The sequence below is a fragment of the Paenibacillus sp. J31R122 genome, from assembly GCF_056269185.1.
This window is the reverse complement of sequence record NZ_JBWDNM010000011.1, coordinates 63605-78255: the sequence shown is the minus strand read 5'-3', so window position 1 is coordinate 78255 and position 14651 is coordinate 63605. Positions and strand designations below refer to the sequence as shown.

General features: G+C 45.3%; 14 protein-coding genes. 12 read left to right on the top strand and 2 right to left on the bottom strand.

Features of this window, described 5'->3' with window-relative positions; all coding sequences use genetic code 11:
• The first annotated feature begins 6 nt into the window (after nucleotides 1-6).
• Nucleotides 7-2079: a DUF5054 domain-containing protein gene (locus AC0YN7_RS18630; RefSeq protein ID WP_475811519.1), complete on the top strand. Its 2073-nt coding sequence runs from the start codon at nucleotides 7-9 to the stop codon at nucleotides 2077-2079.
• Between the two features lie 198 nt (nucleotides 2080-2277).
• On the opposite strand, the gene AC0YN7_RS18625 is transcribed toward AC0YN7_RS18630, so the two are convergent.
• Nucleotides 2278-3405 (bottom strand): Gfo/Idh/MocA family protein, encoded by a 1128-nt coding sequence (locus AC0YN7_RS18625; protein WP_475811518.1) that lies wholly within the window; start codon nucleotides 3403-3405, stop codon nucleotides 2278-2280.
• Nucleotides 3406-3568: 163 nt separating this feature from the next.
• Here AC0YN7_RS18625 and AC0YN7_RS18620 point away from each other — a divergent pair, with 163 nt between their 5' ends.
• Nucleotides 3569-4471, top strand: coding sequence for a helix-turn-helix transcriptional regulator (locus tag AC0YN7_RS18620; RefSeq protein WP_475811517.1), 903 nt, complete (start codon nucleotides 3569-3571; stop codon nucleotides 4469-4471).
• 86 nt (nucleotides 4472-4557) lie between these two features.
• Here AC0YN7_RS18620 and AC0YN7_RS18615 read toward each other — a convergent pair whose 3' ends face one another.
• Complete coding sequence (locus tag AC0YN7_RS18615) at nucleotides 4558-5295, bottom strand: Crp/Fnr family transcriptional regulator (protein WP_475811516.1); 738 nt, start codon at nucleotides 5293-5295, stop codon at nucleotides 4558-4560.
• A gap of 236 nt (nucleotides 5296-5531) precedes the next feature.
• Here AC0YN7_RS18615 and AC0YN7_RS18610 point away from each other — a divergent pair, with 236 nt between their 5' ends.
• From AC0YN7_RS18610 to AC0YN7_RS18565, 10 genes are all read left to right on the top strand, one after another.
• The gene (locus AC0YN7_RS18610) at nucleotides 5532-5957 is read left to right on the top strand and encodes a hypothetical protein (RefSeq protein WP_475811515.1); all 426 of its coding nucleotides are present in this window, start codon (nucleotides 5532-5534) and stop codon (nucleotides 5955-5957) included.
• A gap of 215 nt (nucleotides 5958-6172) precedes the next feature.
• The gene (locus tag AC0YN7_RS18605) at nucleotides 6173-6826 is read left to right on the top strand and encodes a response regulator transcription factor (RefSeq protein ID WP_475811514.1); all 654 of its coding nucleotides are present in this window, start codon (nucleotides 6173-6175) and stop codon (nucleotides 6824-6826) included.
• Between the two features lie 34 nt (nucleotides 6827-6860).
• On the top strand, nucleotides 6861-7853 hold the full coding sequence (locus tag AC0YN7_RS18600; protein ID WP_475811669.1) for a PAS domain-containing sensor histidine kinase: 993 nt from the start codon (nucleotides 6861-6863) through the stop codon (nucleotides 7851-7853).
• A 219-nt stretch (nucleotides 7854-8072) separates the two neighbouring features.
• Nucleotides 8073-8672, top strand: coding sequence for a molybdenum cofactor guanylyltransferase (mobA, locus tag AC0YN7_RS18595; RefSeq protein ID WP_475811513.1), 600 nt, complete (start codon nucleotides 8073-8075; stop codon nucleotides 8670-8672).
• 216 nt (nucleotides 8673-8888) lie between these two features.
• Nucleotides 8889-9752, top strand: a complete 864-nt coding sequence (locus AC0YN7_RS18590) for a sugar phosphate isomerase/epimerase family protein (RefSeq protein WP_475811512.1) — start codon at nucleotides 8889-8891, stop codon at nucleotides 9750-9752.
• On the top strand, nucleotides 9749-10768 hold the full coding sequence (locus AC0YN7_RS18585; RefSeq protein ID WP_475811511.1) for a Gfo/Idh/MocA family protein: 1020 nt from the start codon (nucleotides 9749-9751) through the stop codon (nucleotides 10766-10768). The genes AC0YN7_RS18590 and AC0YN7_RS18585 overlap by 4 nt, the downstream gene beginning before the upstream one ends.
• Nucleotides 10769-10828: 60 nt before the next feature.
• Nucleotides 10829-11602, top strand: coding sequence for a 6-phosphogluconolactonase (locus AC0YN7_RS18580; protein WP_475811510.1), 774 nt, complete (start codon nucleotides 10829-10831; stop codon nucleotides 11600-11602).
• A 1-nt stretch (nucleotide 11603) separates the two neighbouring features.
• On the top strand, nucleotides 11604-12764 hold the full coding sequence (locus AC0YN7_RS18575) for an N-acetylglucosamine-6-phosphate deacetylase (protein WP_475811509.1): 1161 nt from the start codon (nucleotides 11604-11606) through the stop codon (nucleotides 12762-12764).
• Between the two features lie 20 nt (nucleotides 12765-12784).
• Complete coding sequence (locus AC0YN7_RS18570; RefSeq protein WP_475811508.1) at nucleotides 12785-13636, top strand: sugar phosphate isomerase/epimerase family protein; 852 nt, start codon at nucleotides 12785-12787, stop codon at nucleotides 13634-13636.
• 103 nt (nucleotides 13637-13739) lie between these two features.
• Nucleotides 13740-14630 (top strand): AraC family transcriptional regulator, encoded by an 891-nt coding sequence (locus AC0YN7_RS18565; RefSeq protein ID WP_475811507.1) that lies wholly within the window; start codon nucleotides 13740-13742, stop codon nucleotides 14628-14630.
• Nucleotides 14631-14651: the final 21 nt, after the last annotated feature.

The following is a 14651-nucleotide window of genomic DNA, read 5'->3' as shown; positions in this document are numbered from 1 at the left end:
AATCTCATGACAACTGTAAAAAGAGTACACGTTATTTTCAAAACACATCTGGATATCGGTTTTACGGATTTAGCAGGCAACGTCTACGATAAGTACATGAATCAATTTATTCCGCAAGCTTTAACGTTATCGGAACGATTGGCACAGGAGAACGGGAAACCGAAGTTCATCTGGACGGTTGGATCTTGGTTGATTCGGGAGTTTTTAACAACGGCGGCGGAAGATCAGCGAGAACGTATGGTTGCGGCTATAAAGCGGGGCCATATGGCTTGGCACGGGATTCCGTTTACGACTCATTCGGAACTTATGGACGAGAAGCTGTTCGAGTTCGGCTTGTCACTATCCCGTAAATTGGATCAGCAATTTGGCAAAACGACGATCGCTTCGAAAATGACGGATGTGCCTGGGCATACGCTCGGCATGGTGCCTATTCTGGCTAGAAACGGAATTCGTTATTTGCATCTGGGCGTTAATCCGGCTTGCAAACCTCCGAGTGTCCCAAAGGTGTTCGTCTGGCGGGCGGCCGACGGTTCCGAGATCGTTGTCAATTACGCAGCAGATTACGGTGAAACGCTCCAAGTGGCAGGGCTCGAGGATGCGCTTTATTTTGCACATACCGGAGATAATTCAGGCCCTCCTTCTATCGATGATATTGAGCAAATGTACGAGCGTTTGCACGAACAATATCCTGGAGCAGAAATCTTCGCCTCGACGCTTGATGACTTTGCAGAGAAGTTGCTTGCCTACAGGTCATTATTGCCTGTTATTACAGAAGAAATCGGGGACTCTTGGATTCATGGCGTCGCTTCCGATCCTAAGAAGATCGCGCATTATCGGGAGCTGCTCCGTTTACGGGATAAATGGGTTGATTCCGGACTTCTGGATGCCAACAGTGAAGCTTACGAAAGGTTTTGCAGCCGTCTGATGCTGATACCGGAGCATACATGGGGATTGGACGAGAAAAGCTTTTTGGCCGATTACTCGAACTACAGCGCGATGGAATTTGCTGCGGCTAGAGCGATGGACGATATCTCCGAACTTCCCGTGAAAAATAAATACGAAGCGTTGTACAAATATTACAAAAACCGCAGCTACCGATTGCTCGAAAGTTCCTGGGAGGAACAACGCGCTTACGCTGATCAAGCTCTGTCTGCGCTGAGTCCAGATCTGCAGAAAGAGGCACGGCAGACGTTCGAGAAGATGCAACCGGAAAATACATTCAGCGGGGTAACCGGGGAAACGCTGGAAGCGAACAGGAGCTACGAGCTTGGAGCATTCAAAGTAAGCTTCGCGACAGACGGCTCGATCCAGCAATTGGACGACCACAACGGAAAGTCGTGGGCAACAAAGGGAAAACGGTTAGGTGTATTTCAATATGAGACGTTTGGCAAAGAAAATTACGATCAGTTCTACAAGGAATATGGCAAAGACTTTCATGCTCATTACGGGTGGGCAGAGCCCGATCTCGGAAAACCAGGTATAGAGTATGCGAAGCCGACTCCCGAGCATAAGCGGTACGAGCCTGAATTAAGAAGCCTGCGGCTGGAGAGGCAAGCGAGCTGTGCCATTGTTCGTGCCACATTGGAAATGCCATCTGAAGCTTGCCAGTATTTTGGAGCGCCTAATGAACTTATGGTCATCTATCTTTTCAAAGCTGAGGAGTCGATCATCGAGATCGAACTGCATTGGAAGGACAAACCAGCCTGCCGCCTGCCGGAAGCCGCGTGGTTTTCGTTCATTCCTTCCGTGGACAATCCGAACCAATGGACGATGGACAAACTGGGTCAGCGGATTTCGCCTTTGTCAGTTGTTAAGAACGGAAATCGGAACATGCATGCTGTAAATAGCGCGATTTTCTATGAAGCTTCAGATGGGAAGCTGTCCATTGAGACACTGGACGCCCCTATCGTTTGCCCGGGCGAAGCGCGGCTGCTTCAATTCGACAATACGTTCGCGCCGCTGGATAGAGGATTTCATTTCAATTTGCACAACAACGTTTGGGGAACGAATTTCCGCATGTGGTTCGAAGAAGACATGAAATTCAGGTTCAGATTAACATTCGGTTCCTATCGAGTTTAGATCCTTAAGTTCCTCCCTCCATTGCCGCTGTCCGATCTGTCCGCACTATCCTTCGGAAGGTTCGAGACGAAAGAAGAGAACGTTCCGAAGTTCTATCGGGCTGAATTCCATGTGGACGTAGACCGAGCGTATGGGGTTATATTGCATAACCCAAGACGTTCGGTCTTGTTCCGATTTCATATCTGCTTCCAAATTGTATTATCGATTCCAATCAATAGTACGGAATGTATTCGTATTTGCTGACTCATTTGCTTTCAAGCATAATAATGCGCTTAGCAGGCCATCTTCAAGCGGTGTTGCGGATTGCTCAAGCCCTAGCATGATTCTGGTGAAGTTAAGCAGCAGCTTCGTATCTCCCCCGCCATGTCCATCATAGGCGTTCGCGTCAAGCTGATGGGTTTCCACTCGGGCTTCATGATGCATAAACACCTTCAATTCACTTGTGAACCAATCAAATTCCAATGTGCCTTTGTAGCCGAGGATTCGTGCGCCTCGTTTTCCTGCGCCTCGTCGAGCGAAGAAATTTTGCGAATAGGACACATGCATCCCGGTATCATAACGTATAAGCGCGCTTCCTGAATCTTCGTTCCCCGTATCTTCGGCAAAGCTGCAGTATTCGCCTAAATCATGGTTTAAAGAGCTTTCTGGGCAAGTATGTTTCTCTTCGCAATCTGTACATTTTAATCCGGCTGGTTTGTCGCCTTTAAAAATCTGCTTTGATTTCATGGCGCATACAGCTACCGGATTTTGGCCAACGAGATAATTAATATAATTGAAATCATGTGTTGCTTTCTGAAGGAACAATCCCCCGGTAATCCTCTCATCTCTATACCAATTGTGATAATATACACCGCCGTACGGAACATTATTAACAGCTTGCACGTGTTCGACAGTGCCAATCTTTCCGGAATCGATAATCTCTTTAGCGAGCTTTACCAAGGGTGTGTTCCTTAACGGAAATGAGACCACAACCTGTGACTTGGAGGCTTCATACCCTGCCTTTAGCCGGAAGAGATCATCGTAAGTTGTTGCGACTGGTTTTTCCAGAAATAACGGCAAATTTCTCTTGAGCACTTTAAGCGCGATTTCCGTATGCAGATTGCAGCGAGTGCCAGTGACAACACCATCCAGTTCTACGTTCTCAAGGAGTTCATCTGCACCTTCAAACAATTCAATCTGATCCGCATTATCGTACGTTAATAACGGCTTGATCTCGTCTTTGCGCGGATCGGCGATGGCAACAATACGACAGCTGGGATCTACCTTTGATAATTCCGCAAATACACCTCGAACCCGCGTTCCATACCCGATAATACCGATTCTCATAGAGTAACATCCTATCCTTAGTATGATTTTTTTGGAAAATTGTTTATTGTCGATTTGGTGTTTTAATATTATCATTGGTTAATCATGATGTATTTGCTATTTTCCGTCATAAAGTTGCAAAAAGTCGATCTGTTTACTCGCGAATGGAAGGATTTGGATCATAGTGGAAAATTCACATCCTAAACCCCGTAAATTTGATAGCCGTGAACTTATACCCAGTGTACATTGGGCACAGAATCAATATGTGTTGTGCATGTATGGAACGACCCGGCGGCTCTATGATTTTGAATTTATGTATGTAATCTCTGGTGAAATGCGTGTACATTTCAGTGATGAGTCGCTGCCTTTGACTTACCATTCTGGGGATTTGCTGTTTCTGCAATCGTCAATTCAACATCGAATTGAGATTACATCTGATCCAGGAGCGCATTTGCTGGGCATCCATTTTGACTTTTACGATGAGCTGGATGTGGGACTTGATCTGGGTATGGTTGTCAATGAGGAATGTGTCGACGACAGCCAATTCTGCTTCATGCCAGCTAATGGACAGGGAGATTCTTTATTTGCCCGCCGATATTCCTCGGTGCCTCTTGAAATCGTACGTTGGATGGAGACCGTAAAGGAGGAGTTTATTTCCGCCAGACCTGGATTTGAAACGGTATGCAAAGGTTTGATGCTGCTAATCATTACAGCTTTGATGAGACTTCAAACGAATGCCGCACGGTTAGCATCTCCTGCGTATGACAAGGCGCTCCATGAATTGAAGGACGAGCTGCACAAGGAAATGCATTTGCAGTGGTCTAATTCAGCGATGGCTCATCGTCTTAATCTGAGCGAGGATCATTTCATTCGCTTGTTTAAGGAAACTTTCGGGACAACACCGCACCAATTTTTACAGCGTATACGCCATCATGAAGCCAAAAAATATTTGCGAGAGTCGGATATGAAGATCGAGTATATTGGCAAGCGTGTTGGGTATGAAGATTTGCATCATTTTAGTCATGTATTCAAGAAATGGCAGGGAGTTTCACCGAGGCAGTATCGGAGTATGTGCAATATCTTATGAGGCTGTGACGGTAAGATGATGTCGCTATATTATTAATTGAAAATAGATGACTCCCAGCAAACGGGGGTCATCTATTTTTTGCCTGCCTATACCCGGCATATTTCCGCGGGGCAATTCTCACATTTACAAATGCTACGAAGATAATGAATATCTTTAATGATAATAGCTCCGTGTTCAATGGCAATTACATCTGCTTTGCGCATCTCACTTAGCATCCGATTTACGCTTTCGCGAGTAGCTCCGATCATCTCAGCCAACTCTGAATTATTCAATTTCTTTCCGATCTTGATCTCATTACCATGATGAACACCATAAGAATTGCTTAACCGGATCAACAGCGAGCATAAAGCACCAGGTTTTCCATAGAGCAGTAGATCACGGAATTTAGTTTGGGTCATGCGATGCATCACACCCATCCATTTCATAAACTCGATTGCAAGATCACCATGCTGCCAAAGCAGCGTTTCTAAATCCTTTTGTTGTATAATGCCAAATTCCGCATCTTCGATGACTTCCGCGTTGAAGGTTTGTGTGGATTGTTGAAAGGGATCAATTTGTCCAAACATATCACCCTCATTATAAAGATAAAGCGTAATTTTATTTCCATTATCCGTGCTTTTTGTTAATTTTACTTGGCCCTTTTTCACAAAATATAAATAATCCGCTTGATCGCCATCCCAAAATAAATAAGACCCGGTCATCACAGTTTTGGAATACATAATGCTCTTTAGTCTCTCCAGATTTTCCGCTGAGAAGAAAGCCGATATACCCTGATGTCTCTTATCAGTCTCATCATTACTTGCTGTATATGTGTTAACGGCCATTTACAACAGCCCCTCTCCGTTTTTCGATATACTAATCATACCTTTTACTTCCATGCGGGGGTATCGGGGGAACCCCCCATCTTTGCAGGGTGAAATCCCTTAGCGCATTGTGAGGAAAATCACAGTAGACAGGGTATATCCCTGATCGGCTTTGGGGGAATTCCCCGACATACAAATTCATCTATAACCTTTACAATAAACATAAAGATGTGTTCGGCGAGAAAGGGGGAAGGGATATGAGTAACTACGAGACTGATCCAATAAGCAGCTTCATTAATCATATACGAACGAGTTCGTTAAGCGATTTTGTGGCTCTTGCCCTTCCAATAGATAATGGAAACAAATACCGCTGGACCTATGTAAGCGGCAACACTAATCGTCGTTATGAGCAAATGCTGGTTAAACGAGGCAAGGAACTATCGGGAATGGCGCTGCTGTTAGAAAGAACTTTGATTAAGGAAAATAGACCGATTGAAGCCGAGAAATATCGACTCGATTGTCCTTTAATGCTTGCGGAGGGGCTGAAGACAGCCGCAGCTATTCCAATTCCTTTGAAGATGGGTGGTATGGCGGTTCTATTGGTCGGGGTACGTCATGTACATCACTATACGGCAAGCGACCTTAGCGTTCTCGAAGCATCAGCTAAAGAGCTATCATTATAAATAGCAAAATCAAAAGAATATCTTGAGGAAAATGGATTTCGATTTCAGAGATCCATTTTTTTTGTTAAAATATATGAAAGCATACGTTTCACTTTATACTCAACTTATATTTCACCGCGAAACGAGCTTACGCTGCCAAGGACAGCGAAGGCCGTTTATGCTTGAGATTAGAGCACACATGACAAAAGTAATCGGCTAACCATTGGAGGAATAACATGATTAAGCTATGTATTGTCGATGATCACGCTGTTGTGCGGTCAGGTCTTAAAATGCTGTTAAATGAAAAAGAGGATATGAATGTAATCGGTGAAGCTTCTGAAGGTGACGAAGCGATAAAGATCGCGCAAGAGCTGCAGCCGGATGTCATACTGATGGATCTTAGCATGCCTCATGGCAAAGACGGCTTAACGGCGACAAAAGAACTTAAGCAGCTATTTCCCGATATAGTAGTTCTGTTTCTTACGATGCACGATGATGACGAGTATTTATTTCGGGCCATTCATGCCGGCGCGTCGGGTTACATACTTAAAAGCGCTCCGCATGAAGAGCTGGTAACCGCGATTCGAACAGTTGCCGAAGGAAATGCCTATTTATATCCGACAGCTACTAAGCGACTGATGAGTGAGTATTTGGATCGGGCTCATAGCGGCGGGAGCGGTAAAACGATGGAAACACTGTCCGATAGAGAGAAGGAAATTGTCTCCTTAGTCGCTAAAGGATATAGCAATAAAGAAGTAGCAGAGCAGCTTGTTATAAGCATAAAGACAGTGGAATCACACAAAGCGAATGTGATGGACAAATTAGGCTTAAGAACGAGGCCGGATCTGGTCAAATACGCGATGAAAAAGGGGCTGCTGCATTTTGATTAATTCGGGTTGGGAAGAGGAGAGCTCAAATGCGCATATGTATTTGGCCGATCTAAAGTTCGCTTTGAATGAATCTTCAATCGTAGCCGTCACCGACCGAAAAGGCTTTATACTGTATATTAACGATAAGTTCTGCCAAATTTCTAAGTACGAACGCGAAGAGCTTTTGGGTAAGGATCATCGAATCATTAATTCTGGGCATCATAGTAAAGCTTTCATGGAAGAGCTATGGCGCACCATTACTTCCGGAAACGTTTGGCGAGGCGATATTAAAAATCGGGCGAAAGACGGCAGCTATTATTGGGTAAATACAACGATCGTACCCTTTATTGATGAAAGCGGGAAGCCTTATCAATACCTGGCAATCCGCAATGAAGTGACTGAGTTGAAGCGGGTGCAGGAAGAGCTTCAACAGATGATGAAGCAAAGTATGATTACACAAGAGGAGGAGAGAAGAAAGTTTTCCCGTGAGCTGCATGACGGTATCGGGCAAAGCTTGTTCTCGCTTCTTATCCAGATAGATCGGTTGAATAATAAGGACTCTAATCCGGGATTGGAAGAAATCCGTACTAGTGTATCGCATATTATCGAGGATGTGCGAAGTCTTGCTTGGGAATTGCGACCATCAGTGTTGGATGATCTGGGTGTTGTACCCGCTATTCGGACTTATATTGAAAATTATACGGAGCATTATGGCATTCGGGTCAAGCTTGATATTAATTTTAGACGCCGGCTGGATGCCCAAGAAGAAACAACCATTTACCGAATTATACAAGAAGCTCTGACCAATATCGGCAAGTACGCGGATGTTGATGAAGCCTATATCTCGTTGTCTGAATTTCCTGAGCGAATAGAGGTGCGCATCAAGGATGAGGGGAAAGGGTTTATACGGAATAAGAGCATCAAAGGGGTCGGTTTATTCAGTATGGAGGAGCGAGCAAGGGCTATTGGAGCACAATTAGTAGTTCATTCACAGCCTGGGCTTGGAACTGAAATTGTATTAACTCTCCCCGTAAATAAATCGCAATAACGGTTAAGGCATTCAACTTTTCCTGATGGAATGGTTGAATGCCTTTCGTTGTTATTAAGTTATATTGTGACTATTATCACTGCGAGTACCGCTCGCTTCGTGATGTAATTTAAGAAAGTCAACCGTCATCAGACGTTGTATATAAATGATATCGATGAGGCGTTTGGATTAAATAAGCGCTAAACGGAACGAAGATCAGCAGTAGAATGGAGGGATAATATGCTGACTGGGGTAATTTTGGCTGGTGGGCAAAATCTTAGGATGGGCGGCGAGACTAAAGCGCTGCTTCCGTTTTCTAATGAGCTCCTTATTCAGCGACAAATCCGGATAATGGAGAAAATTTGCTCTGAGATTATTCTCGTGACCAATAATCCAAGAAGTTTCTTGCCGTTGCTTGGGAATACGATCCGTATTATAACGGATTATATTCCAGGGAAGGGACCGCTAAGCGGTATGCACGCGGCCTTTACCCTGGCAACTAACTCCGAATTTTGGGTGGTTGGGTGCGATATGCCTTTTATATCTAATCAATCCGCTGAGCTTATGTGGAAGAGAAAACAGGAGCTTCAATGCGAAGCTGTAGTCCCGTTAATCGACGGACAACTCCATCCACTGCATGGGATATACGACAAGAGCTGTGTGACTGAGATCTCAGGGCTTTTAGCTTCAGGGGAGTCTAGGTTGGATGAATTATTGCAGGTCATTCATTATGAAACGTTGGAGGATGTAGATTTTATAGAACAGGATCAAAGTCTTCTTTTTGTCACGAATGTAAATACGAAGGAAGAATACGAGCAAGCATTGCAGCTGATCTTCTAGCAGCCCTCATACGTAAGCACAGGAAAGCAACAGACCGTCCATACTGGGCGGTCTGTTGTGCTTTTATTGGGGGAATGCAATTGCCTGAATGATAGAGCTAAATATCGGAAAAATGTAAAAAAAATTCGAAAGAAACGTCAACATTTTCGTAGGAGATGTTGATATAGTAAATATATGTTAATGAAGTGATAGTGGGAGATGGGGAGGGATAATTCAGTGATATTAAACCGGTTGGGAGTGCTGACGGATGAAGTGTCGGACAATTTCGAGGAGGCGCTGGACTGGGTTGCGAAGAAAGGCTTGAAGCATGTTGAAGTCCGAGTGATTAACGGACAAAATGTTGCTGACCTGAATGACGATCAACTGCGCGAGGTTCGTAGGCAGGCTGAAGCGAGAGGCTTGTTCATTTCCGCCATTGCTTCGCCCTTATTTAAATGTAAGCTTGATCCTGCAAGAGAAGTTGCGGCAGGGGACACCTTCGGTCAAGGGGAAGAAAGTGTAGAAGCGCATTTAGCAAAGCTAGAACGAGTTATCGAGATTGCAAAGCTGCTAGATACGACTCGAATTCGTATATTTTCATTTTGGCGGGAAGCTAACCCTGCCTTATATAAGGATGAAATTATCCGCTATTTACAGAAAGCTGCAAATGCAGCAGAAGGACAAGGGGTTCTTCTCCTGTTGGAAAATGAGCCTGCCTGTAACGGAGGAATTGCGGAAGAGGTAGCGGACCTCGTCCATGGAATTGCTTCCCCAGCTGTTAGAAGCTTGTGGGATCCGGGCAATGAAGCATATGCCGGTCGCGAGGCGTTTCCAGCAGGTTATGCTTCTATAAAAGATACGCTTGCACATGTTCATCTTAAAGATGCTTATATCCGTGAGGACGGTACGGCTCGTTGTGTTCCGCTTGGCTCCGGTAATGTAGCGGTAATCCCGCAGATCAAGGCGTTATTGGCTGATGGATACGACGGACTTTTCACAATTGAAACACATTTTATTCCTGAAGGGGGGAGTCGAATGACCGGTACTCAGATGACGCTGGATTCATTGTGTATCCTGCTGAGGGAGGTAGAGGCAGAATGAAAATGTGGAATTTCGGTATCATAGGATGCGGATCGGTCGCTAATTTCCATACGGAAGCTATTCGCCAGATCGAGGGTGCAACTCTGACGGTCGTTTCCAGTCGTAGTGAAACCAAAGCGAGAGCGGTAGCGGAGCGGGAGAACTGCGATTGGACAACCGAGTATCAACAATTAATAATCCGCAAGGATGTCGATATTGTCTGTGTGTTAACATCGAGCGGAAGCCACGCCCGCATTGGGCTGGATGTGTTGAACGCTGGCAAGCACTTAGTAATTGAAAAGCCGATTGCCATGAATGCTCATGATGCATCTGAGCTTGTTCGAACGGCAAAGGAACGCGGCGTTACCTTCTCCGTTATGTCTCAACGGCGTTTTGAATCTCAGCATCAAGCGGTTAAACGTGTGCTGGAGGAGGGCGCGCTCGGCAAGCTTCTTTTGGCAGAGGTGTCTCTTCCTTTTTTTCGAACGCAGGCCTATTACGACAGTGCGGATTGGCGGGGCACGATTGCAGAAGACGGCGGCGCTCTCATGAATCAAGGCATTCATAATTTAGACCTCCTGCTTTGGTTTGCTGGGGAAGTAGATACTGTCTTTGGAAAAACAGCTACTCAAACGCATGTAATGGAAGCGGAAGATTTGGGACTGGCGATCGTACAGTTTAAAAATGGCGCATTAGGCACGATCATGGCTTCAACCAGCATTCGGCCCGGCTTTGCCGCTGCTATTAATTTGTATGGGGAACATGGCACGATTAAGCTGGAGGGCTCTTCTATTCTACATTGGTCGGTACCGGGCAGGAATAAACCGAATTGGATCCATTCGGACACGTATGGCGGAGTGGATGACCCTCTAAGCATTGCTTTCACCTTCCATCAAAGTCAGCTTATTGATGTGATATCTTCGATTGAAATGGGGATTGAGCCATTGGTAACCGGTGAGGATGGATTGCGGGCTGTGAAGCTGGTAGAAGCTATTTACGAAAGTGCGGCTAGCGGTATGCAGCTTAGCATGGGTTAACCATTTTAGGGTGACTATTTTCTATTGAAAACAGAGCTACATATCGGGAGGAGCAAGGAGATGAGTGAACCCTATTCAGCCTTAACGTTAAACGTTGATTCCTTGAAGGTTTCCGTCTATGAGAATCGTTTTATACTTGGTGCCGCTGCAGGTGCTGAGGTAGCGGCTAAGATCAAGGAGCTGTTAATGGTAAAACACAGCATTCGGATTATTTTTGCGGCAGCGCCTTCGCAAAGTGAACTGCTGAATAGTCTCGCTATGGATAGTTCTATAGATTGGTCTCGCATTACGGTATTTCATATGGATGAGTATATCGGCCTGCCGAGTAATGCCAACCAAAAATTCAGCCGTTTTTTAAGTGAACATCTATTTGACCTAGTTAAGCCGGGTACTGTGCACCTGATCGAAAGCTCCAATACAATTGAAGGCGAATGCAAACGATATGGCGATCTAGTACAGGAAGAGCCTATTGATATCGTCTGTTTAGGTATCGGAGAGAATGGCCATATTGCCTTTAATGATCCGCCTGTAGCGGATTTTAACGACTCGCAGGTGATCAAAGCTGTGGAATTGGACGATGCATGCCGCCAGCAGCAGGTGAACGACGGCTGCTTCGCTTCATTTGAAGCTGTTCCCCAATATGCGCTAACGCTAACAATTCCCTCTCTGTTATCGGGAGCTCATCTGTACTGTGTAGTACCAGGACCTACGAAACGTAAAGCAGTCCACCGTACGCTGAACGGTACGATTTCCACGGAATGTCCGTCTACCATTTTGCGGATGCATCCGGACTGTACGTTATACCTGGATCATGACTCCTACGGGGATTTGTAATATGAGTGTGAAGGCGATTCATTATGCAACGGGAGAGCCGGTCTTAGTACGAATGAGGCAGGGGATCATCACAGAAATAGAATCCGTTCAATTAGAGAGCAAAGAAAAGTCCGACCTGCCGTTTATTGCTCCTGGCTTGATCGATTTGCAGATTAACGGATACAGCGGTTATGATTTCAATCAAATGCCGATTCTGGAAACAACGATAAGTGCAGTCATTCGCAGGCTTTGGCAAGAAGGAGTGACCTCCTGCTACCCAACTGTGATCACGAACAAAACTGAAGCGATTCAAGAAGCGCTGGAGACGATAGCCCGGGTATGCAAGCAGGATTACACTGCGAATCGAGGAATCGCAGGGATTCACTTGGAGGGTCCGTTCATATCTCCAGAGGACGGTGTCCGAGGCGCACACAGACATGAGTATATAAGGCCTCCAGATTGGGAACTGTTTCGTCGCTGGCAGGAAGCTGCAGGCGGTCGAATCCGAATCATAACCTTATCGCCGGAATGGCCGGAAAGTGTTCGTTTCATTGAGAAATGTACGGAGAGTGGAGTAACGGTATCGATCGGACACACAGCGGCGACGGCTGAACAAATTCAGGAAGCGGTCGAAGCCGGCGCCCGAATGTCCACTCATCTGGGCAACGGCGCTCATCTGACGCTTCCACGTCATCCCAATTATATATGGGAGCAGCTAGCACAAGACCGTCTGTGGAGCTGTGTCATCGCTGACGGCTTCCACTTGCCTGATCAAGTATTAAAGGTTGTGCTTAAGGTAAAAGGGTCGCAAGCGATGTTAGTCAGCGACGCGGTATCATTAAGCGGCTTGGCAGCAGGTTCTTACACGACGCATATCGGCGGGCAAGTGATATTAACGCCGGAGGGTAGGCTTCATATGGAGGGCAATGAACGACTATTGGCCGGTTCAGCGCAAATGCTGTTAAGGGGGATTGAACACTTAACCATTCGTGGGATCGCGGAATTGAAGGAAGCATGGGATATGTCGTCCATAAGGCCAGCCGCCTTTATGCAGCTGCCGGCGGCTGCCGGTTTAGTCGCGGGAGCACCCGCTGATTTCGTTTTATTCCGCAGGATCGGTAATCGAATTCGACTTCAGCAAACGTACAAATTTGGAGAACTAGTATTTTCAAATGGAGAGTAAGGATTATAGGAGGAGTAGCATTGAAATTTGCGGCGTTTAGCGGAGTGTTTATCGATCACAGCATCCAGGAAGCTATGCAATTAACGAAACGACTAGGCATGGACGGTATTGAAATTGCTGTTCGTGAGCCTCACCTTTCATCATTAACGAGTGTAACGCGAGTGAAAGAGATGAAATCCATAGCAGATGGCCTAGATTTGGAAATTCCAGTCTTGGCTGGATACATGGGAGGTTTTTCTACTGCAAGTGATAAAGAAGCTGAATTAGCATTCGATGATTTCAAGCGTTTGCTTCCCATAGCCGAAGTTCTGGGTTCTACTATGATCCGAGTCTCGCCGGGAGGTCCGAATGCCTTTCTTGCTCATGACTATCACTATGCGAAAGCAGCTTATTGGTTAAATCTCTGTGCAGCGGAAGCAAAAGCATGTAACATTCGTATTGTACTGGAAATCCATAATCAATCGTTGATTGAGACTGTGGAAAGCAGCTTACGCTTGCTCAGCATGCTCGAGTACGATAATGTAGGAATGATTCATGACGCAGGGAATATGTATATCACGGATACCGACTATGGTCCTGATTCCGTCTATAAACTGGGCAGGCATTTATTCCATGTGCATGTAAAAGATGAGCGACGCGTCAATGAAGTTGGTGAACCCGGCACATTTGTCAACTTGACGCACCGAGGCGAGGAAAGTTTCCTGCAATGCCGTATGGGTGAAGGTGAAGCCGATCATAAGCCCTTGTTCAACACTCTCGTTGAAACAGGATATAAAGATTGGGTTACTTTGGAATGCCATGCGCCATTTCCTGCATACGAACGGTTGGAGCATGATTTAAGCTTTGTGAAAAAACTACTGAATTGCAATTAGTTCAGATTTTCAGATTCATTTCGATTGATTTCAATAAAAGCGTTCACTCTTGCGAATTCAAATAGGCTAGATTCAAGACTTTCTTGCGACTGGAGGTATTGTCATGGATATGCCTTTTTTACAAAGTAAGGATCAGCTGAGCAGAGATTTTCCTTTTAAAATCATACGTTATACGAGCCATGCACTCAAGCAGCCTTTGCATATTCATGAATATGTCCAGATAGCCTATGTGCTTCGAGGGGTATGCAATCATCAGCTGCGCGGAAAGTTGTTAACCGTGAGTAGAGGCGATATTTTTATTATTTCTCCCGGAATTGAGCACGGCTTTAGTGCTATCGAAGATAAAGAATACGAAATCGTACTCCTTGATTTCATGCCTTTTCTGGTAAGTGAACAGTTGAAGCCCTTTTCTGAAACACTAGACCCTTTCCTACAACAAATAGAGGTTGGAGAACCTTCTTCGCTGCATCAGCCTTGGCTGCATATCAGTAAAAATAAGCAGACGCTCGTTGAGCAGCTCCTCCAGGATACTCAGGATGAGTTTGAGCATCGTGAAGCCGGATATGAATATTCAGTCCGTACTAATCTTGTTAAGCTGTTGATCTTAATTGACCGCGAATATCGCAAAAGGATGCGAAAACCTAAAAGGCAGCCAGCGCTCGTGGATCAACATCCGGTCGATGAAGTAAAGCGGTATATCTATGATAATTACAGCCAGGATATCCCGCTTGAGCATGGAGCCCTTATCGCTAATATGGCACCTGCTTATTTCAGTCATATGTTCAAAAAAGAGACAGGACAGACGTTTATTGATTTTATCAATGAGGTCCGAATTGAACAGGCGATGGAGCTTATCCGACGTGATTCTCATACGATCACACAAATTGGCTTTCAGGTGGGCTTCCATCATCTGAGTCATTTTATTCGTACATTTAAGAAACGAACCGGAATAACGCCTACAGAATATAAGAAAACGTTCGGAAATACACCATAAATCCAAAAGAAGAGAGAGGTT

What these genes read in the sequence shown, in the direction of transcription:
- AC0YN7_RS18610 (WP_475811515.1), top strand. Translation starts at nt 5,532, where the DNA reads ATGAGTAACTACGAGACTGATCCAATAAGCAGCTTCATTAATCATATA.
- AC0YN7_RS18625 (WP_475811518.1), bottom strand. Translation starts at nt 3,405, where the DNA reads ATGAGAATCGGTATTATCGGGTATGGAACGCGGGTTCGAGGTGTATTT.
- AC0YN7_RS18630 (WP_475811519.1), top strand. Translation starts at nt 7, where the DNA reads ATGACAACTGTAAAAAGAGTACACGTTATTTTCAAAACACATCTGGAT.
- AC0YN7_RS18600 (WP_475811669.1), top strand. Translation starts at nt 6,861, where the DNA reads ATGTATTTGGCCGATCTAAAGTTCGCTTTGAATGAATCTTCAATCGTA.
- AC0YN7_RS18575 (WP_475811509.1), top strand. Translation starts at nt 11,604, where the DNA reads ATGAGTGTGAAGGCGATTCATTATGCAACGGGAGAGCCGGTCTTAGTA.
- AC0YN7_RS18615 (WP_475811516.1), bottom strand. Translation starts at nt 5,295, where the DNA reads ATGGCCGTTAACACATATACAGCAAGTAATGATGAGACTGATAAGAGA.
- AC0YN7_RS18605 (WP_475811514.1), top strand. Translation starts at nt 6,173, where the DNA reads ATGATTAAGCTATGTATTGTCGATGATCACGCTGTTGTGCGGTCAGGT.
- mobA (WP_475811513.1), top strand. Translation starts at nt 8,073, where the DNA reads ATGCTGACTGGGGTAATTTTGGCTGGTGGGCAAAATCTTAGGATGGGC.
- AC0YN7_RS18565 (WP_475811507.1), top strand. Translation starts at nt 13,740, where the DNA reads ATGGATATGCCTTTTTTACAAAGTAAGGATCAGCTGAGCAGAGATTTT.
- AC0YN7_RS18580 (WP_475811510.1), top strand. Translation starts at nt 10,829, where the DNA reads ATGAGTGAACCCTATTCAGCCTTAACGTTAAACGTTGATTCCTTGAAG.
- AC0YN7_RS18585 (WP_475811511.1), top strand. Translation starts at nt 9,749, where the DNA reads ATGAAAATGTGGAATTTCGGTATCATAGGATGCGGATCGGTCGCTAAT.